We start from the raw sequence: 19300 nt of genomic DNA on the forward strand, positions 1-19300 counted from the left end.
CGTTCACTTGTGCAGCAGGGTCAGGGCCTTGGCCAGGGCGGGGTCGCGCCCGGCGGCCGCGTCCTTGGGGGTCAGGGGCACGTGGTGGTCGGGCGGCACGCCGATGCGGTCGATGACCTCGCGGTTCGGTCCGAGGTGGTGTCTGGCGGGCAAGCTGAGGATGGTGTTGTTGGCGAGCAGGTACGGCTGTGCCGGCCCCGAGATCATGCCGGCGGTTCTGGTGCCGACCAATCGGCCGATGCGCAGGTCCTTGACCGCGGAGGCGAAGTGCTCGCACGCCGAGGCGCAGCCGCGGTCGGTGAGCACCGCCAACGGCAGGCCGAGCAGTTCTACGGTGTCGTCGGTCCGCAGGCTCTGGCAGGTGTTGCCCGCGGTGCAGTGATAGGCGGTGACCTCGCCGTGGACGAACGCGCTCAGCAGCCGGGTGGCTTCCGTGGTGCTGCCGCTGCTGTTGCCGCGCAGGTTGAGCACAACGCCGGACAGTGTCCGGTCCTTGCGCAGCCGGGAGATCGCCCGCAGGATCCGGTCCGCGGAGTCGGGCAGGAAGCTGGTCACCCGTACGTAGGCGATGTCGTCGTTCAGCAGCTTCGACCGCACCACTTGCAGGGTGGTCAGGTCCCGCTGGTAGAGGCCGGGCTGGAGTGTCACGCTCCAGCGGCGGCCGGTGCTGTGCCGCAGGAGTCTCAGCTCGACCGGGTGTGTCTCCGGATAGCGCGGATAGAGGGCGGTGATCGCAGGGGTGGCTTTGCCGTCGATGAAGGGTGCCGATCCGTTGATCGATTCGATGATGTCACCGGGCCGCAGCCCGGCTGCCTGCGCCGTGCCGCCCTGCACGGTGGCGACGAACAACGGTGGTACGGCGGCGTCGAGGTTGCCGTCCGTCTGCGAAGCATCGACGTTCGCCTCGAGACCCAGGCCGTAGCCGTCGCCGTCGTAGTAGTCCGGCGGCTGCTCGACGTCGTGCGTCCAGGAGGCGTGGTCGTCATCGAGGGCGGCCACGACGGCCTCCAGGGTGACGACGGCGAGCTTGTCGCGCAGATCGGGCACCTGGCCGGTGATCTTCCGGTAGACGGTTTCGAAGGCGGCCCAGTCGGCTTTCCGGTCGCCGTTCAGCGTCGGCATGGTCGCCTCGGGCAGGTCGCGTCCGTTGCGGTTGAGCTCCTGGGTCAAGGCGGCGAATCCGGCGGTGAGCAGGGAGCGGGCGTCCAGTTCGGCGCCGCTGTCGTAGTTGCCGAGGATGCAGAAGTAGGCCTGTTCGATGACGTCGATCGTGGTGGCGGTCTCCTTGCCAGGGGTGCCCTTGGGGGGCGCGCAGACCGTACCGGCCGCCGTGCTGGTTTCGCCGCGCGGTGGCGTCGGTGCCGTGCAGGCCGCCGCCAGGAGGAGGGCGAGCCCGGCGGCCGCGACCCTGACGGCGGTCATGACAGGCCTCTGCCTACCCGCCGGAAGCAGAGCCAGGCGAGAGCGAGGGTGAGCAGGGCGTAGATCCCGGTCTCGATCCACTGCAACGGCCAGAAGCGCTCCAGAGGCTGGTAGGTCGCCTGCTGCCGGTAGCCGAGCCGGTTGATCTCGGCTGTGCACGCGTCGGCGCCCAGTCCCCTCATGGGGGCGCAGGGTCCCGACGTCGTGGAGACCGGGACAGACCGCGCGATCGTCGAGGACGGCCCCGAGGCCCCATCGCCGACGACGACGCGTCCGGACGGATCGACCAGGTCGCTGGACAGGACCCAGGCACCCGCGTGGCCGGGCACGGCCGACGTGCTCAGGAAGATTTGCATGGCTCCGCCTTGCCGGCCGTGCGGCACGATGCCTTCCACGTTGGTCCGGCCGAGCTCGAAGGTCGACGTGGCCGGGGGCATCAGGTGGGGCCGGACCAGTAGAGGCATGGCGAGCTGGATCGCGGCGAAGGCGGCCAGGGTGAGGGCCATGGCGGGCAGGGTGCGGCGCACCAGCACGCCGACGGTCACGCCCAGGACGAGGGCGAAGGCCGCGTACGCCATCGGGGCGATGCCGCGCGCGCCGAACACCAGAGGAGCCATTTGGGCCATTTCCGGAACGGCTGACTTGTCCAGGGGGTCGGACCACCAGGTCACCGCAAGACCGCACACCCCGGCGGCGGCCATGGCGACCAGGCCGGTGAGCCCGAGCTTGACGGCCAGCCAGCGGGCGCGGGTGACGCTCTGGTTCCACACCAGCAGGTGGGTGCCCGCCTCCAGCTCACGGGTGACCAGCGGGGCGCCCCAGAAGAGCCCGGCCAGCGCCGGCAGGATCAGCACGACGAGGGTGAGGGCCAGGAAGGGGATCTGGTACTCGCCGAAGAACCGGTCGAAGAAGTCGGTGCAGGTGTCGTTCGGGGCGCAGTCGGCGATTCCGGCGGCGTAGCGGGAGGCCAGGCCCGGGCCGGTCACGGCCAGGGTGATACCGAGGACGACGAGTACGGCGGCCGTCATGACGGCCGAGCCGCGGAACTGGCGCCAGGTCAGCCAGATCATCCCCGCACCTCCTGGGCGACCCGCCGGTGCTCGGCGGTGTGCTGGTCCATGTAGGCCAGGACGAGGTCTTCCAGGCTGACTCGGCTGACCGTCCAGGCGGGGTCGTGCGTCGGGGCGCCGGCACGGACCACGAACGTGCTCTGCCGGTCGGTGTGCCGGGCGGAGACCACGTACTGGTCGGCGGGCAGCCTGCCGGGGTCGCAGCGCGGGCCGGTGAGCCGGTGGTGGGTGGTCAGCAGATGGTCGGTCCTCCCGGCGATCTGGACGCGGGAGTCGACGAGCACGACCAGGTAGTCGCAGACCTGTTCCAGGTCGGATACCAGGTGGGAGGAGAGCACCACGCTCAGCTTGTGTTCGGAGGCGGCCTCCCTCAGGTGCTGCAGGAACTCGTGACGGGCCAGCGGGTCGAGGGCGGCCGCGGGCTCGTCCAGGATCAGCAGGTCGGGCCGTTTGGCCAGGCCCAGGGTGAGGGCCAGTTGGGCACGTTGGCCGCCCGACAGTTTGCCTGCCCGATGCGCGGGGACGAGGCCGAGCCGCGCGATGCGTTCGCGCGCCATGCCGTCGTCCCAGCGGGGATTGAGCCGTGCTCCCAGCCGCAGATGTTCGGCGACGGTCAGGCTCGCGTAGACCGGGGTGTCCTGGGCGACGAACCCGACCTTGGCCAGCTGCGCGGGCGTGCCTCCCGGCCGGCCGCCGAGCACGGCGATGCCGCCCGCCGTGGGTTCGAGCTGGCCGCAGGCCAGCTTCAGCAATGTGGACTTGCCGGCCCCGTTGGGGCCCACCAGCCCCACGATGTGGCCCGCCGGGATGTCGATGGTGCACTCGCGCAGCGCCCAGCGTCTGCCGTACTTCTTGCCCAGTGCCTGGGCTCGCAGGACAGCGGTCACGCTATGTCCTCCTGAGCAGAGGTTCGAAAGGATGGTCATGAACAGCGCCTCGATCGTTGAGGCCGCCATGCGGGGCCGCGGCTGCACCGGGGCCTCGTGCCGGGAACGAAGCTAGGCGCCGCTCCTGCCGTCGCGCTTCGGCCGTGCTGCCGAGATCACCTAGCGCTTGAGAACGAGGGGCGGCCAGGTCATCCCTGCGGCCTAGTCCCGAAGAACGTGCAGCCCCGTCACGACGGCCGATGTGGCACATATGGGGCAGGCGTGACAATGTGCCGGTGGAGACCAGCGAACGACGGCCGTGGTGGCGGCGGGTGCTCGACCTGTACAGCCGGCTGAACGAGGACGACTCGGCTCGGGATGCGCCAGGGCGGGGCGGCGGCGGGTCTCCGGGACTGTCTCTCCGGGCCCTCGCCTTCGACGTGGTGGTCGCGATCGTCCTGACGGTCCTCGCGGTGACCGTGGCGGCGCAGTATCCAGCGATCGGCGCCGCCGCGCGCCAGCCCGGAGTGATCGAGAGCCTGCGGCTGCGGGCTGACCCCCCACCGCCTCCCCGCGTCCTGCCCCTGAGCCCGTCGGAGCTCGTCGGTCATCCGCGTGTCGAGCTTCCGTCCCACGAGGCGCCCGCGTTCCTCGTGGCGCTGACGGCGTTGCCGCTGGCGGTGAGGCGCCGGTATCCGCTCATCGCCTTCTGGGTGGTGCTGCTGGCGGCGCGGGCCACACACGCGGACGCGACCTGGATCACGGTCCTGACGTGCACGATCGCCGCGTACGGCGCCATCGTCCACAGCCGCAACCGGGTCCTGGCGATGAGTGGCCTGGTGCTCGCGGGCGGGCTCCTCGGCGCCGGGTTCGGGGACATCACGCCCGCACTGCCGGGCTGGATGGGGCCGTTCTTCGCCCTGCTGAGCGCCGGCGTGCTCGGGAACTTCGTCCGCTTCTGGCGGCGCCGGCTCGCCGATGTGCGGCAGGAGCAGGAGGACGCCATGCGCCGGGCCGTCGCGGAGGAGCGCTCCCGGATCGCCGCCGAGCTCCACGATGTGGTGACCCACAATGTCAACGTGATGGTGATCCAGGCCGGCGCCGCCCGCAGCGTCATGGACGCGGAGCCGGAACAGTCGAAACAGGCTCTGCTCGCGATCGAGTCCGGCGGCCGGGCCGCCATGGCCGAGCTGCGCCATGTCATGGGCCTGCTGGCCGGCCCGGGCGGCGAACGCCTCGACGGGCCGTCCGACGGGCTCGAACCCCAACCCGGGCTCGACCAGCTCGACGCCCTGGTGGCACGGGTCCGCGCCGCCGGAGTGCCGGTGGAGGTCGCGGTGTCGCCGCCCGGGCCGCTGCCTCCCGGGATCGACCTCGCCGCCTACCGGGTCGTCCAGGAGGCCCTCACCAACACGATCAAGCACGCGCCCGGGGCCGCCGCGTCCGTGACGATCGGCCATGACGGTGACTGGCTGGAGATCGAGGTGACCGACACCGGCGGCACACGCGGCGCCGAGCCCCGCACCGGGGGTGGCAGGGGGCTGATCGGGCTGCGCGAGCGGCTCGCGGTCTACGGCGGGACCCTCGACGCCGGACGGACGGCCGGGGGCGGATTCCGGGTGAAGGCCCGCGTCCCGTGGAGGTCCGCATGACCGAGCGGTTGCGCGCCGTCATCGCCGATGACCAGGCACTGGTCCGCACGGGATTCCGCATGATCCTCACCGCCAACGGCATCGAGGTGACGGCCGAGGCCGCCAACGGGGAGGAAGCCGTCGCCGCGGTCCGCCGCACCAGGCCCGACGTCGTGCTCATGGACATCCGGATGCCGCAGATGGACGGCCTCGAAGCCACCCGTCGCATCCTCGCAAACGGCGGCGAGGGCACCCGCGTGCTGATCCTGACCACCTACGACCTCGACCACTACGTGTACGCCGCGCTCACCGCGGGCGCGAGCGGGTTCCTGCTCAAGGACGTCTCACCCGAGCACCTGGTGGCCGCGGTACGTCTGGTGCGCTCCGGCGACGCTCTGCTCGCGCCCACCATCACCCGCCGCCTGGTCGAGCGATTCGCCCGCCGCGACAACGCCAAGCCCACCCTCCACCGCGACCTGTCCGACCTGACGCCTCGCGAACTGGACGTGCTGCGCCTGCTGGCCACCGGCCTGAGCAACGCGGAACTCGCCGGCCAGTTGTCGCTCAGCGTGGCCACGGTGAAGACCCACGTCGCCGGCATCCTGTCCAAGCTCGGCCTGCGCGACCGTGTCCAAGCCGTGGTGGTCGCCTACGAGACCGGCCTGGTCTCTCCCGGCGGCACCGGCTGACCTGAACCCGCCTGGACACAACTCCCGAGACCGGGATCCGTTCCGGAGCGATCCGCGTCGCCGCATCCGGCGTGGCGGATCACCGGGGACGGCTGCTGACGCCAACCCGAGCGGTGGGCCTCCTGGAAGTGACCGACCCACTCGCCCTGCGGACGGCCCACTCCGCGACGACGAGGTTGATCACCCATCCGGCGCCCATCAGCAGCGCCCGGGGGAGCGGACCGGGCTCGCCGGCCAGCGCCATCCAGGGACCGACGGTCAGCAACTGGGTGCCCGCGCCCATGCCGATCGCGTAGCCCCGCGTCATCCAGGCGCGATGACGGGCGACGTCCCGGCGCCGGATCGCCGCGAAGCCGAGGACGAGGGACACGATCATGAGAGTGCCGAACACCAGCCGCAGGCCCACGAGGAGGGCGCTGTCGTTGGCCAGATGGGGATAGAACAGCGTCATCCACAGACCCGTGAACGCGCTGACGATCCCGGACGGAACCACGAGCCGCCCGGCGGCGCGGTGCCAGGCGGGCCTGCGGCGGCGCAATCCGTGGGCGAACTGGAGGGCCCCCAGGACGCTGAAGAGGGTGACGGAGATGATGTGCGCGACGACGGGTGCGGGCGTCGCGAAATACCGGACGCTGTCCTGGGTGATCGGTCCGCCGCCGGCCAGTTGCCCCAGCCGGGTGGAACCGGCGATCACCGGGACGGCGCTGAGCGCGATCAGCGCGGCGGGCACGAGCCACCCCGCCCTGCGGTTCCTGCCGGATGAGTCGCTCCGCGCGAGCGTGGGCCGTTCCATCGATTCGGTCATGCGCCGATCGTGGTCCCCGAGGGGACGGTGGTTCATCGGCGGAACGGCCGGATCCGTGCCGCCCGATCGGCTGCCGATCGGGCGTACTTTCGGCCGATACGCCCTGCGTGCGGCGCTTCTTACGCTGGCACTCCCCACCGCCGAGGTGACGAGGAGAATGCGATGAAGGCGTACGTCCTACGCTCGTACGGTCCGTCCGACGTCCTGGAGCTCACCGACGTCGGCACGCCCGTGCCCGGCCCCGGTGAGGTGCTGGTCCGGGTGCGCGCCACCTCGGTCCAGCCGTACGACTGGCACCACATGAGAGGCGAGCCGTACGCCGCGCGTCTGATGGGCGGCACACTCGGCCCGCGCAGACCGCGAATCGGCATCCTGGGCGCCGACGTGGCGGGACAGGTCGAGGCCGTCGGCTCCGGCGTCACCGCGTTCCGCGTGGGCGACGAGGTGTTCACCCTGCTCACGCAGGGTGGCTTCGCCGAGTACGTGTGCGTACGGGAGAGCGCGCTGGCCCGGAAGCCGGAGAACCTGTCGTTCGAGCAGGCGGCCGCGGTGCCGATGGCGGCCGTCACCGCACTGATAGCACTCGATCAGGGACGGGTCCAGGCGGGGCACGGGGTCCTCGTGAACGGCGCCTCGGGCGGCGTGGGAACCTTCGCCGTGCAGCTCGCCAAGGCGTTCGGCGCCGAGGTCACCGGTGTGTGCAGCGGCCGGAACGCCGACCTGGTGCGGTCGATCGGCGCGGACGAGGTCGTCGACTACACGAAGGAGGACTTCACCCGGCGCGGGCGGCGTCATGACCTGCTGGTCGACATCGCGGGCACCCGCGCGCTGCCGGCCTGCGCGCGGGTGCTGAAGCCCCGGGGGACGCACGTCGTCGTCGGCGGGCCGGCCGGACGATGGCTGCAACCGGTCGGTCACATGATCGCGACGCTCGCGGTGTCGCCGTTCGTGTCCCAGCGCGTGGTCGTGGCTCAGGTGGCCTACGGCGAGAACGCCCGGGGCGACCTGATGCGGCTGACCGACCTCATCGAGGACGGCAAGGTCACCCCGGTGATCCACCGCAGCTATCCGTTCCACGAGATCGCGGCGGCCATCGGATACGTGGAGCAGGGGCACGCCGCAGGAAAGGTCGTCATCACGGTATGAGCCGCCGGTCGAGGCTCTCCCCGGCCCGCCGCCCGCGCTCCGCCGCGGCGCTCCGCGACCGCAAACCGGGGGAGCCGCGCGCGACGGGCACGGTCGGCAGGGCTCAGGACTCGGCGACCAGGCCCTCGGGCTCGGCCTCCGCGTCCTCGGCGGCCGTCTCGGCGCGCTCCTCCATCTCCGGGCTCACGGCCGTCGGGCTCTCCACCGGCCGCAGCCAGACGACGCCGAGCGGCGGCACGCGCAGCCGGGTCGAGCAGGGCAGCCCGTGCCGCGGCTCCTCGACCGACTCGACCGCGCCCATGTTGCCGACGCCGCTCCCGGCGTACTCGTACGCGTCGGTGTTGAGGATCTCCTCCCACCGCCCGGGGGTGGGCAGGCCGAGGTGGTAGTCCTGGTGCGGGGCGCCGGAGAAGTTGGCCACGCAGGCCAGCACCGAGCCGTCCGCGCCGTACCGCAGGAACGACAGCACGTTGCCCGAGGCGTCGTCGGCGTCGATCCAGCGGAAGCCCTCGTGGGTGTTGTCACGCGAGTACAGCGCGGGCGACTCCCGGTAGACGTGGTTCAGGTCCTTCACCAGGCGGCGTACGCCCTGGTGGTAGTCGAAGTCCAGCACCCACCAGTCGAGGCCGTTCGCCTCCGACCACTCGGCCCCCTGGCCGAACTCGCCGCCCATGAACAGCAGCTGCTTGCCCGGGTGGGCCCACATGAAGCCGTACAGCGCGCGCAGGTTGGCGAAGCGCTGCCACTCGTCGCCCGGCATCTTGCCCAGCAGCGACCCCTTGAGGTGGACGACCTCGTCGTGCGACAGCGGTAGCACGAAGTTCTCCGAGAAGGCGTACATCAGGGAGAACGTCATCTGGTGGTGGTGATACTGCCGGTAGATCGGCTCGCGGGACATGTAGCTGAGCGAGTCGTGCATCCAGCCCATGTTCCACTTGAAGCCGAAGCCGAGCCCGCCGAGGTGGACGGGCCGCGACACGCCGGGCCAGGCGGTCGACTCCTCCGCGATCGTCATGATCCCCGGCTCCTCGCGGTAGACGACGGAGTTCATCTCCTTGAGGAACTCGATCGCGTCGAGGTTCTCCCTGCCGCCGTACACGTTGGGCGTCCACTCGCCCTCGCGGCGCGAGTAGTCGAGGTAGAGCATCGAGGCCACGGCGTCCACCCGCAGGCCGTCGACGTGGAACTCCTTGAGCCAGTAGAGCGCGTTGGCCACGAGGAAGTTGCGCACCTCGTTGCGGCCGAAGTCGAAGACGTACGTGCCCCAGTCGGGGTGGGTGCCGCGGGCGGGGTCGGCGTGCTCGTAGAGCGGCGTGCCGTCGAAGCGTGCCAGCGCCCACTCGTCCATCGGGAAGTGCGCGGGCACCCAGTCGACGATGACGCCGATGCCGGCCCGGTGCAGTTCGTCCACGAGGTGGCGGAAGTCGTCGGGGGAGCCGAACCGCGAGGTCGGGGCGTAGTAGGAGGTCACCTGGTAGCCCCACGAGCCGCCGAAGGGGTGCTCGGCGACCGGCAGGAACTCCACGTGCGTGAATCCCATGTCCTTGACGTACTCGACCAGCTCGCGGGCGAGCTTGCGGTAGGACAGGCCGGGCCGCCAGGAGCCCAGGTGCACCTCGTAGGTGCTCATCGGCTCGGCGAGGGCGTCGCGCGACGGCCGGGCGGCCATCCACTCCTCGTCGCGCCACTCGTACGCCGAGCTCTCGACGATGCTGGCGGTCGCCGGGGGCACCTCGGTGCGGCGGGCCATCGGGTCGGCCTTCTCCCGCCAGATCCCGTCGAGGCCGAGGATCTGGAACTTGTACCGCGTGCCCTCGCCGATCCCCGGGAGGAACAGCTCCCACACGCCCGACCGGCCGAGCGAGCGCATGGGGTGGGCGGCGCCGTTCCAGTGGTTGAAGTCGCCGATCACCCGCACGCCCTGGGCGTTCGGCGCCCACACCGAGAAGGCCGTCCCGTCCACGTCCTCGTGACGTACCACCCGCGCCCCGAGCACCTCCCACAGCCGTTCGTGCCGGCCCTCACCGATCAGGTGGAGGTCCAGCTCGCCCAGCGTCGGCCAGTGCCGGTACGGATCGTCCGTCTCGTACGGCGGGGCGTCTGGATAGGTGATGCGCAGGCGGTAGTCGGGGACCTTGTCGAGTCCGGGCAGCGTCACCTCGAACACCCCGAACGCGAGGTGGCTCATCTCGTGCGCCGACCCGTCGGCCAGCACCTCGACCTTCTCCGCGAAGGGGCGCAGGGCCCTGATCGTGACGCCGTCGGGCCCGGGATGGGCCCCCAATATGGAGTGGGGGTCGTGATGAGCGCCCCCCGCCAGCCGGTCCAAGTCCATGTCGCCCAACCTGCCCTAGATATATCCCTCCGAACACCCTGATCTTGTCAGCGAAAGGCCGCGAGCGGGATGGGCAGCCACGAGGGGCGGTTGCGCGCCTCGTAGACGACCTCGTACACCGCCTTGCTCAGTTCGAGCGCGCGCAGCAGCACCGCGTCGTCGCCGCGGATGCGCCCGCCGCCCTCCGAGTAGCCGGCCAGGAACGCGGCCCGGTTGCGCTCCGACCACTCCCTGGCCCGGTTCTCCAGGTTCCCGGCGTCGGGGCGGTCGGCCAGCAGGTGCCGTGCGGCGTAGTCGAACGAGCGCAGCATGCCCGCCACGTCACGCAGCGGCGAATCGAGCGCCCGCCGCTCGGCCAGCGGCTGGCCCGGCTCGCCCTCGAAGTCGAGCACCACCCAGTCGGTCATGGTCCGCATGACCTGACCGAGGTGGTAGTCGCCGTGCACCCGCTGCACCGGGATCTCGTGACCGAGATCGGACAGCCGGTCGAACGCGTCGGCGGCCACGTCGGCGTGCTCGCCGAGGCGTGGCACCTCGGCGACCGCCTTGTCCAGGCGGCGGCGGAACCGCTCGGTCATCCGCTTGATCTCGGGCGGCTCGATCGTCCCCGTGGGGAAGGCCCGCGCGAGTTCGCGGTGCACCTGCGCGGTGGCCAGCCCGAGCCGCCGCGCCTCGGCGGCGAAGTCGCCTCCGGCGTCCTCCGCCGGCATGCCCTCGGGGCACGCGTAGAGGTCGCGCACGCTGGTCAGCGCCATCGACCAGCCCTCGTTGGCGTTCTGCAGGTACTCCTGCATGATCGCCAAGGTCGTCGGCTCGCCCTGGAGCTCGGTCTCGATCCAGCCGTACGGCCTGGCCACATGAGCCGAGCCCGCGTCCGCGAGCGCCGTGATGATCTCCAGCTCGGGGTTGACCCCCGGGTTGAGCTGGCGGAACAGCTTGAATATGTACTTGTCGCCGTACACCAGCGAGGTGTTCGACTGCTCGGCGGTCAGCACGAGGCTGCGTTGCGAGGCGTCGATCTCCGCCCCGTGCGCGAGGTGGAAGCCGACGCCGTCGAACCGGCGGTCGGCGGCCATCCCCTCCAGCAGGTGCCCCGTCAGGGCGGAGTCGTGCAGCGCGTCGTATATCTCGACCTCGCGGCCGCCCCGGCGGCAGGCGCCGATCCGGACGTGACCGAGCCGGTCGGGCAGGTGCTCACGCAGCCCGACCGGGATCTGGTAACGCGTGTGGCGCTCGCCCTGCCGCACGCACACGATCAGATGGAGCAGCGCCGGGTCACCGGCGGCGATCTCGATCTCGGAGTCGATGGACAGGTCGTCGATGGCGCGCCCCTTGCCGGCGAACCACCGTTGTCCGGTGATCCAGCCGGCCAGGAGCCCCTGAAGTGAAGTCGTCACTCCTCCTTCGTGCCGGCCGTCCTATGCGTGACGGGCAGTGTGAACCAATAGAACCCATGCCCAGGAAGCGTCAAAAGATACGGAAGCTCGCCGATCGGCGGAAAAGGAACTCCGCCCATGCACTCGACCGGCGTGGATCCCTCGAACCTGCGCAGGTCGAGCTCGACCGGCTGGGGGAAGCGCGACAGGTTGTTGACGCACAGGACCCGGTCGTCGCCCAGCTCGCGCACGAACGCGAGCACGCTCGGGTTGGACGAGTTCAGCTCGGTGAACTCACCGAGGCCGAACACGGGGTGACGCTTGCGGATCTCGATCATCCGCTTGGTGAAGTGGAGCAGCGAGCTGGCGCTCTTCTGCTGCGCCTCGACGTTGATCGCCTGGTACCCGTAGATCGGGTCCATGATCACCGGTAGGTAGAGCCGGCCCGGGTCACAGTTCGAGAAGCCCGCGTTGCGGTCGGGCGTCCACTGCATCGGCGTGCGGACGCCGTCCCGGTCGCCGAGCCAGATGTTGTCGCCCATGCCGATCTCGTCGCCGTAGTACATCACGGGCGAGCCGGGCAGGCTGAGCAGCAGCGCGGTGAACAGCTCGATCTGGTTGCGGTCGTTGTCGAGCAGCGTCGCCAGCCGGCGGCGGATGCCGACGTTGGCCCGCATGCGGGGGTCCTTGGCGTACTCGGAGTACATGTAGTCGCGCTCTTCGTCGGTCACCATCTCGAGCGTGAGCTCGTCGTGGTTGCGCAGGAAGATGCCCCACTGGCAGTTCTCGGGGATCTTGGGCGTCTGGGCCATGATCTCCGAGATCGGGTAGCGCGACTCCCGCCGCACGGCCATGAAGATGCGCGGCATCAGCGGGAAGTGGAAGGCCATGTGGCACTCGTCGCCGCCGGTGACCGGGTCGCCGAAGTACTCCACCACGTCGGCCGGCCACTGGTTGGCCTCGGCCAGCAGCACCCGGTCCGGGTAGATCCGGTCCACCTCGGCCCGCACCCGCTTCAGGTACGCGTGGGTCGCCGGGAGGTTCTCGCAGTTGGTGTCCTCCTGCTCGAACAGGTAGGGGATCGCGTCGAGCCGGAACCCGTCGATGCCGAGGTCGAGCCAGAAGCGGATGACCTCCATCATCGCGTCCTGCACCGCCGGATTCTCGAAGTTGAGGTCCGGCTGGTGGTGGAAGAACCGGTGCCAGTAGTACTGCCCCCGGACGGGGTCGAAGGTCCAGTTGGACGCCTCGGTGTCGATGAAGATGATCCGGGCGTCCTTGTACCTCTCGTCCGTGTCGCTCCAGACGTAGAAGTCGCCGTACGGGCCCTCGGGGTCGTGGCGGGACGCCTGGAACCACGGGTGCTGGTCGCTGGTGTGGTTCATGACCAGGTCGGCGATGACCCGGATGCCCCGCTTGTGCGCCTCGTCCACGAGCCTGATGAAGTCCCCCAGATCACCGAAGTCCGGAAGGATCTTCATGTAGTCCGAGATGTCGTACCCGCCGTCCTTGAGGGGGGACTCGTACAGCGGGAGCAGCCAGAGGCAGTCGATGCCGAGCCACTGGAGGTAGTCCAGCTTCTCGATGAGGCCGCGGATGTCGCCGGTGCCGTCGCCGTTCGAGTCGGCGAAGCCCCGGATAAGCACCTCGTAGAAGACAGCCCGCTTGTACCAGCGCCGATCCCGTGGTTCCTCCTCGGTGAAGGTGTTCGGGACGGGCTGGGTGTGGCTGGGCTGGATGTGGCTGGGCTGAGGTGTCGTCGAGCTCACCTTTTGACTCCCCGGATGTGCCGAGCTGCGCTCACGGGCGGTGCGCTGACCCGTGGCGGAGCGTGAGAATGTGTGCGGGATGGACGTGCGGATCGAGGCGCACGTAGTTCGCCTGCCCCCAGCGGTACGACTCGCCCGACAGTTGGTCGTCCACGACGAACTCGGCATGCCAGTCGAGACCGAGGGCGGGCATGTCCAGCCGGACCGTCGCCTCGTGTGTGTTGTGTGGATCCAGATTGACGACGGCCAGCACGACATCGCCTAGTCCGTGCCGTCGTGAGGCCGTGTCATAGGCGCCGGGCAGCCGCTTGGAGAAGCAGATCACGTTCGGCTGGTCGACGTTGTGAAACCGTAGGTTACGCAATTCCTGGAGCGCCGGGTGTGCTCTTCTCAACAAATTGAGCTGGGTAATGAACGGGGCAAGGCTGCGGCCCTCACGCTCCGCCTCCGCCCAGTCACGCGGCCGATACTGGTACTTCTCGCTGTCGAGGTACTCCTCGCTGCCCGGACGGACCGGTACGTTCTCGGCCAGTTCATACCCGGAGTAGACCCCCCAGGTGGGCGCCATCAGCGCCGCCAGGACCGCGCGGATCTTGAACGCCGGCATGCCCCCGTGCTGGAGGTACTCGTGCAGGATGTCGGGCGTGTTGACGAACAGGTTCGGCCGCAGGTAGTGCGAGGTCTCGTGGGACAGCTCCCGCAGGTACTCCTCCACCTCGGGCTTCGAGTTGCGCCAGGTGAAGTACGTGTACGACTGGTGGAACCCGATCTTGGCGAGCGTGCGCAGCATGGGCGGGCGGGTGAACGCCTCGGCGAGGAACAGCACGTCGGGGTCGGTCGCGTTGATGTCGGACAGCAGCCGCTCCCAGAACCGGACCGGCTTGGTGTGCGGGTTGTCCACCCGGAAGATCCGCACGCCGTGGTCCATCCAGTGCCGGACCACCCGCTTGATCTCCGCGTAGATCCCCTCGGGGTCCTTGTCGAAGTTCAGGGGGTAGATGTCCTGGTATTTCTTCGGCGGGTTCTCGGCGTATGCGATCGAGCCGTCGGCCCGGATGTTGAACCACTCCGGGTGCTCCTTGACCCAGGGGTGGTCGGGGGAGCACTGGAGCGCGAGGTCGAGGGCGACCTCCATGCCCAGCTCGCGTGCCTTGGCGACGAACTCGTCGAAGTCCTCGATCGTGCCCAGATCCGGGTGGATCGCGTCGTGCCCGCCCTCCTGCGCGCCGATGGCCCAGGGCGACCCGGGGTCGTACTGGTCGGGGGTCAGGGTGTTGTTGCGGCCCTTGCGGAACTGCGACCCGATCGGGTGGATCGGCGGCAGGTAGACCACGTCGAAGCCCATCTGGGCGACCGCCGGGAGCCGCTTGGCCGCCGTCCTGAACGTCCCCGACTTTGGCGCGACGCCCTCCTGCCCCACCACGGCGCCCTCGGAGCGGGGGAAGAACTCGTACCAGGAGCCGAACAGCGCCCGCCGCCGGTCCACCCGTACGCGGTTGCGGCCCGACCGGGTGAGCAGGTCGCGCAGCGGGTGCGCGGCGATCAGCGCGGCCGTCTCGGGCAGCTGGGTCACCGCGAAGCGCGCCCTGGGGTCCACCGCCTCGTCCCGCAGGCGGGCCGCGAGGGCCAGCAACGCGGCCCGGTGCCCGCAGGTGCCGCCCGCCTCCGTCGCCGCGCAGTCCGCCGCCCGCACGCCCTTGGCCGCCCGCTCGAACAGCCGGGCGCCCTCCTCGCACATGAGGTCGGCGTCCAGGTCGCGCGGGATCTTGATGCCCGCGTCGTGCGTCCACGTGGCGATCGGATCACTCCAGGCCTCCACCCGGAACTGCCACAGGCCCTCGGCGGGCAGGGTCACCTCCACGCTCCACCGGTCGGTGCCGGGCGCGACCTCGCGCATGGGCAGCATCCGGCCCGGCGTGCCGCTCGGGTCGATCAGCACCACGCCGGCGGCGACCGCGTCGTGTCCTTCGCGGAACACCGTCGCGCTGATCTCGAAGGTCTCTCCCGCGGCGGCCTTGGCGGGCCACTGGCCGCAGTCGACGACGGGCTGGATGTCCTGGATGGGAATGCGTCCGATCATCGTCACTTCGTACTCGGGGGCGGCACACCGGGTGCCGCCGGGGCTTGCGGGGCAGGAACAGCTGTGGTCGGGCGGGCAGCACGGGAAGCAGGAGCCGCTGGCCGCGGTCCTTCCTCGTCCATACACAGGGGTTGCCCTAATAGTCCACTCTTACCCCTGCCGAACGAAAGACCGCTCGCCGTGTTTGGGACGGCGTCCCCGGGAGATCGATCATTGCGTGCCGGCCGTCGTCGTCCGGCGCGGACATCACCAGGTCAAGGGTACTTTGGTGAGGTTTGAACCGGTTTGATGGTGGTGAGAGCGTTCGAGAACTGGCATCGCAGTACGACAAGTTTGATTCGGTCGCGCGTCGTGGCGCTGAGTAACTAGGGTCTGGCCCCGTGAGAGCTATCCGCAGGTTCACTGTCCGAACCGTTCTTCCCTCACAGCTCGCACCTCTGGGCGAGTTGGTCCAAAACCTTCGATGGTCGTGGCACCCCGAGACCATGGACCTGTTCGCCGAGGTGGATCCCGAGGTCTGGGAGCGCGTCGATCACGACCCCGTCGCGCTGCTCGGCGCGGTCGAGGCCGACAGGCTGCGCGAGCTCGCCCAGGACCGGCGCTTCCTGCGCCGCCTGGCCGACGCCGCCGACGATCTGCGCGAGTACATGACCGCCCCCAGGTGGTACCAGTCGCTGGAGAGCGCGCCGAAGGCGATCGGCTACTTCTCGCCCGAATACGGCATCTCCGCCGCCCTGCCGCAGTATTCCGGCGGTCTCGGCATCCTGGCCGGCGACCACCTGAAGGCCGCCAGCGACCTCGGCGTGCCGATCCTCGGCGTCGGCCTGCTCTACCGGCACGGCTACTTCACCCAGTCGCTGTCCGCCGAGGGCTGGCAGCTCGAGCACTACCCCTCCCTCGACCCCGGCGGCCTGCCGCTCACCCTGCTCAAGGAGGAGGACGGCGCGCCGGCCCGCATCAAGATCGGCCTGCCGGAGGGGCGCGTCCTGCACGCCCAGATCTGGGTGGCCCAGGTCGGCCGGGTGCCGCTGCTCCTGCTCGACTCCGACGTCGCCGAGAACGACACGGTCGCCAGGGACGTGACCGACCGCCTGTACGGCGGAGGCGGCGACCACCGCCTGATGCAGGAACTGCTGCTCGGCATCGGCGGCGTGCGGGCCATCCGGGCCTACTGCCGGATCACCGGCCACCCCGAGCCCGAGGTGTTCCACACCAACGAGGGCCACGCCGGCTTCCTCGGCCTGGAGCGCATCCGCGAGCTCACCGAGGCCCGGCTGTCGTTCGAGGAGGCCCTGGAGGCCGTACGCGCCGGGACCGTGTTCACCACCCACACGCCCGTCCCCGCGGGCATCGACCGGTTCCCGGCCGAGATGATCGCCCGGCAGTTCGGCGGGTCCAACGCCTGGCCGACGGTGTCGGTGGACCGCATCCTCGAACTCGGCGCCGAGCCGGACGGCCCCGAGGCCGACAAGTCGGTCTTCAACATGGCCGTCATGGGCATGCGGCTGGCCCAGCGGGTCAACGGCGTGTCCGAGCTGCACGGCCACGTCAGCCGGGAGATGTTCCAGGGCCTGTGGCCGGGCTTCGACGTGGACGAGGTGCCGATCGGCTCGATCACCAACGGCGTCCACGCCCCGACGTGGGTCGGCCGGGAGATGATGGAGCTCGCCGGCAAGGAGCTGCCCTCGCTGATCGACGAGGCGCAGGGCTGGGAGGGCGCGCACAGGCTCTCCGAGGCCGACATCTGGGGCATCCGCGCCAACCTGCGCGCCCGCCTGGTCGAGGAGGCGCGTCGGCGGCTGCGCAAGTCGTGGCGGCAGCGCGGCGCCAGCGAGGCCGAGCTGGGCTGGGTGGACGAGGCGCTCGACCCGGACGTGCTGACGATCGGCTTCGCCCGCCGGGTGCCCTCCTACAAGCGGCTGACTCTCATGCTGTGCCAGCCCGACCGGCTCCGCAGGCTGCTGCTCGACCCGGACAAGCCGGTGCAGATCGTCATCGCCGGCAAGGCGCACCCGGCCGACGAGGGCGGCAAGAAGCTCATCCAGCAGATCGTCCGCTTCGCCGACTCCGAGGACGTGCGGCACCGCATCGTCTTCCTGCCCGACTACGACATGGCGCTCGGCCAGCTCATGGTGACGGGCTCCGACGTGTGGATGAACAACCCGCTGCGCCCGCTGGAGGCGTGCGGCACGTCCGGCATGAAGGCGGCGCTCAACGGCGGCCTCAACCTGTCCATCCGCGACGGATGGTGGGACGAGTGGTACGACGGCAACAACGGCTGGGCGATCCCCAGTGCCGACGGCGTGGACGACCCCGAGCGCCGCGACGAGCTGGAGGCCACGGCGCTGTACGACCTGATCGAGCGTGAGGTCGCCGACCGCTTCTACGACCGGGCCGCCGACGGCCTGCCGCGGCGCTGGCTGGAGATGGTCAAGCACACGCTGAGCTCGCTCGGGCCGAAGGTGCTCGCCGGGCGCATGCTGCATGACTACGTCACCGACCTGTACACCCCGGCGGCGGCCTCCGCCCGGTCGCTCGCGGCCGACGGCTACGGCAACGCCCGGCTGTTCGCGGCCTGGAAGCTGCGCGTGGCCAAGGCGTGGCCGGGCGTGCGGGTCGAGCACGTCGAGGCGACCGGCGTGGGGGACACCCCCGAGCTGGGGGCCCGGCTGGAGCTGCGGGCCACGATCGCCCTGGGCGAGCTGTCGCCCGAGGACGTTCAGGTCCAGGCCGCCTACGGCCGCGTGGGCGCACATGACGAGCTGCTGTCACCCGGCTACGTCACGCTGAAGGTCGACTCGGTGGGCGACGACGGCCGGGCGCACTACACCGGCGTCGTGCCGCTGGACCGCACCGGCGCGTTCGGCTACAGCGTGCGCGTGGTCCCGTTCCACCCGCTGATGGCGTCCGCGGCGGAGCTCGGCCTCATCGCCGTGCCGGAGGAGCCGGTCGGCATGACCAACGGCACCCTGCGCTGAAGGGGTCCGGCCCGGTCACCCCTCTCGCCTGCTTCCGTCGCAGGTGAGAGGGGTAGACCTGCACCATGGCACAGGCCCTGCACATCGGGATGGTCGCCCCGCCGTGGTACGACGTGCCGCCCCGCACGTACGGCGGCATCGAGGCGGTGATCGCCGGTTTGGTCGGCGGCCTGCGGGCGCGCGGGCACCGGGTCACCGTCATCGGGGCCGGCCGCGACGTGGATCTGCGGACCTACGACGAGCCGCCCTCGGCGCGGATCGGCGAGCCGTTCCCCGAGGTGGTGCACGCGGCCGAGGCGGCCCGCCTCCTGCGGGGCCTGGACGTGGACATCGTCCACGACCACTCGCTGGCCGGGCCGCTCACGGCCGCGGGGCGGCTCGTGCCGACGGTCGTCACCTGTCACAACGACGTGAGCGGGGAGCTCGGGAACTACTACCGGAGCCTCGGCGCGGACGTGTCCCTGGTGGCCATCTCCTCGGCCCAGCGCGCCCACGCGCCCGACCTGAACTGGGTGGGGCGGGTGCACAACGCGGTGGACGTCGCGGCGTGGCCGTTCCGGGAGCACAAGGACGACTGGGTGCTGTGGCTGGGACGGCTCAGCCCGGACAAGGGCGCCCACCTCGCGATCGAGGCGGCGCGGGCGGCGGGGCGCCGCATCCTGCTGGTCGGCAGGCGAGCCGAGCGGGCGGAGCAGGCCTACTTCCGCGAGCGGGTGGAGCCGCTGCTCGGGCCCGACGTCGAATACCTGGGGGAGGCGGACGGCCCGCTCAAGAACGAACTGTTCTCCCAGGCCCGGTGCCTGGTGCTCCCGCTGTTGTGGGACGAGCCCTTCGGCATGGTGATGATCGAGGCGATGGCCTGCGGCACGCCCGTGGTGGCGCTGCGGCGGGGCGCGGTGCCCGAGGTCGTGGCGGACGGGGTGACCGGCTACGTCCGTGACACGCCCGACGAGCTTCCCGCCGCGATCGAGGCGGTCTCCGCCCTCGACCCGCACGCGGCGCGCGACCGCGTGGTCCGGCACTTCGACGTGCCCGTGATGGTCGAGGGATACGAGCAGGTCTACCGGAATGTCACGGCCGCGACGCCGGCCACTCCCCGGCGGCCCCTCCCGCTCGGCCGCTGATCGCCCCTT

13 protein-coding genes are annotated in these 19300 nt (G+C 70.6%); 5 read left to right on the top strand and 8 right to left on the bottom strand.

Annotation, left to right across the window (positions count from 1 at the left end; all coding sequences use genetic code 11):
* Positions 1 to 3: 3 nt before the first annotated feature.
* Genes FH610_RS29645 through FH610_RS29655 form a run of 3 tightly spaced genes read right to left on the bottom strand, consistent with a single transcriptional unit; the run spans position 4 to position 3379 of the window.
* A complete protein-coding gene (locus FH610_RS29645; RefSeq protein WP_139578324.1) occupies positions 4 to 1422 on the bottom strand; it encodes a S41 family peptidase in 1419 nt (472 codons plus the stop codon).
* Entirely contained in the window at positions 1419 to 2492 is a 1074-nt protein-coding gene (locus FH610_RS29650) for an ABC transporter permease (RefSeq protein WP_139578325.1), read from the bottom strand. The genes FH610_RS29645 and FH610_RS29650 overlap by 4 nt, the downstream gene beginning before the upstream one ends.
* Positions 2489 to 3379 (bottom strand): ABC transporter ATP-binding protein, encoded by an 891-nt coding sequence (locus tag FH610_RS29655; protein WP_139578326.1) that lies wholly within the window; start codon positions 3377 to 3379, stop codon positions 2489 to 2491. Before FH610_RS29655 ends, FH610_RS29650 begins: the two co-directional genes overlap by 4 nt.
* 275 nt (positions 3380 to 3654) lie before the next feature.
* On the opposite strand from FH610_RS29655, the gene FH610_RS29660 reads away from it, so the two are divergent.
* Entirely contained in the window at positions 3655 to 5010 is a 1356-nt protein-coding gene (locus FH610_RS29660) for a sensor histidine kinase (protein ID WP_240809269.1), read from the top strand.
* Positions 5007 to 5678 carry a response regulator gene (locus FH610_RS29665; protein ID WP_139578327.1) on the top strand — a complete coding sequence of 224 codons (672 nt, stop codon included), beginning with the start codon at positions 5007 to 5009 and terminating at the stop codon, positions 5676 to 5678. Before FH610_RS29660 ends, FH610_RS29665 begins: the two co-directional genes overlap by 4 nt.
* A 79-nt stretch (positions 5679 to 5757) precedes the next feature.
* Here FH610_RS29665 and FH610_RS29670 read toward each other — a convergent pair whose 3' ends face one another.
* The gene (locus FH610_RS29670; RefSeq protein ID WP_240809270.1) at positions 5758 to 6483 is read right to left on the bottom strand and encodes a DUF2306 domain-containing protein; all 726 of its coding nucleotides are present in this window, start codon (positions 6481 to 6483) and stop codon (positions 5758 to 5760) included.
* A gap of 162 nt (positions 6484 to 6645) precedes the next feature.
* Here FH610_RS29670 and FH610_RS29675 point away from each other — a divergent pair, with 162 nt between their 5' ends.
* On the top strand, positions 6646 to 7629 hold the full coding sequence (locus FH610_RS29675; RefSeq protein WP_139578329.1) for an NAD(P)-dependent alcohol dehydrogenase: 984 nt from the start codon (positions 6646 to 6648) through the stop codon (positions 7627 to 7629).
* A 103-nt stretch (positions 7630 to 7732) separates the two neighbouring features.
* Here FH610_RS29675 and glgB read toward each other — a convergent pair whose 3' ends face one another.
* Genes glgB through FH610_RS29695 form a run of 4 tightly spaced genes read right to left on the bottom strand, consistent with a single transcriptional unit; the run spans position 7733 to position 15189 of the window.
* Positions 7733 to 9964, bottom strand: coding sequence for a 1,4-alpha-glucan branching protein GlgB (gene glgB, locus FH610_RS29680; protein WP_139578330.1), 2232 nt, complete (start codon positions 9962 to 9964; stop codon positions 7733 to 7735).
* 47 nt (positions 9965 to 10011) lie between these two features.
* Positions 10012 to 11361, bottom strand: coding sequence for a maltokinase N-terminal cap-like domain-containing protein (locus FH610_RS29685; protein ID WP_139578331.1), 1350 nt, complete (start codon positions 11359 to 11361; stop codon positions 10012 to 10014).
* Positions 11358 to 13109 carry a maltose alpha-D-glucosyltransferase gene (gene treS / locus FH610_RS29690; RefSeq protein WP_240809271.1) on the bottom strand — a complete coding sequence of 584 codons (1752 nt, stop codon included), beginning with the start codon at positions 13107 to 13109 and terminating at the stop codon, positions 11358 to 11360. The genes FH610_RS29685 and treS overlap by 4 nt, the downstream gene beginning before the upstream one ends.
* Before the next feature lie 31 nt (positions 13110 to 13140).
* A complete protein-coding gene (locus FH610_RS29695) occupies positions 13141 to 15189 on the bottom strand; it encodes an alpha-1,4-glucan--maltose-1-phosphate maltosyltransferase (protein WP_167538793.1) in 2049 nt (682 codons plus the stop codon).
* Positions 15190 to 15569: 380 nt separating this feature from the next.
* On the opposite strand from FH610_RS29695, the gene glgP reads away from it, so the two are divergent.
* Both glgP and FH610_RS29705 read left to right on the top strand, forming a co-directional pair.
* The gene (glgP, locus tag FH610_RS29700; protein WP_139578332.1) at positions 15570 to 18167 is read left to right on the top strand and encodes an alpha-glucan family phosphorylase; all 2598 of its coding nucleotides are present in this window, start codon (positions 15570 to 15572) and stop codon (positions 18165 to 18167) included.
* Between the two features lie 65 nt (positions 18168 to 18232).
* On the top strand, positions 18233 to 19291 hold the full coding sequence (locus FH610_RS29705) for a glycosyltransferase family 4 protein (protein WP_139578333.1): 1059 nt from the start codon (positions 18233 to 18235) through the stop codon (positions 19289 to 19291).
* The last annotated feature ends 9 nt before the right edge of the window (positions 19292 to 19300 follow it).

It is taken from the genome of Microbispora catharanthi, from assembly GCF_006334915.2.
GTDB classification, from domain to species: Bacteria; Actinomycetota; Actinomycetes; order Streptosporangiales; family Streptosporangiaceae; genus Microbispora; species Microbispora catharanthi.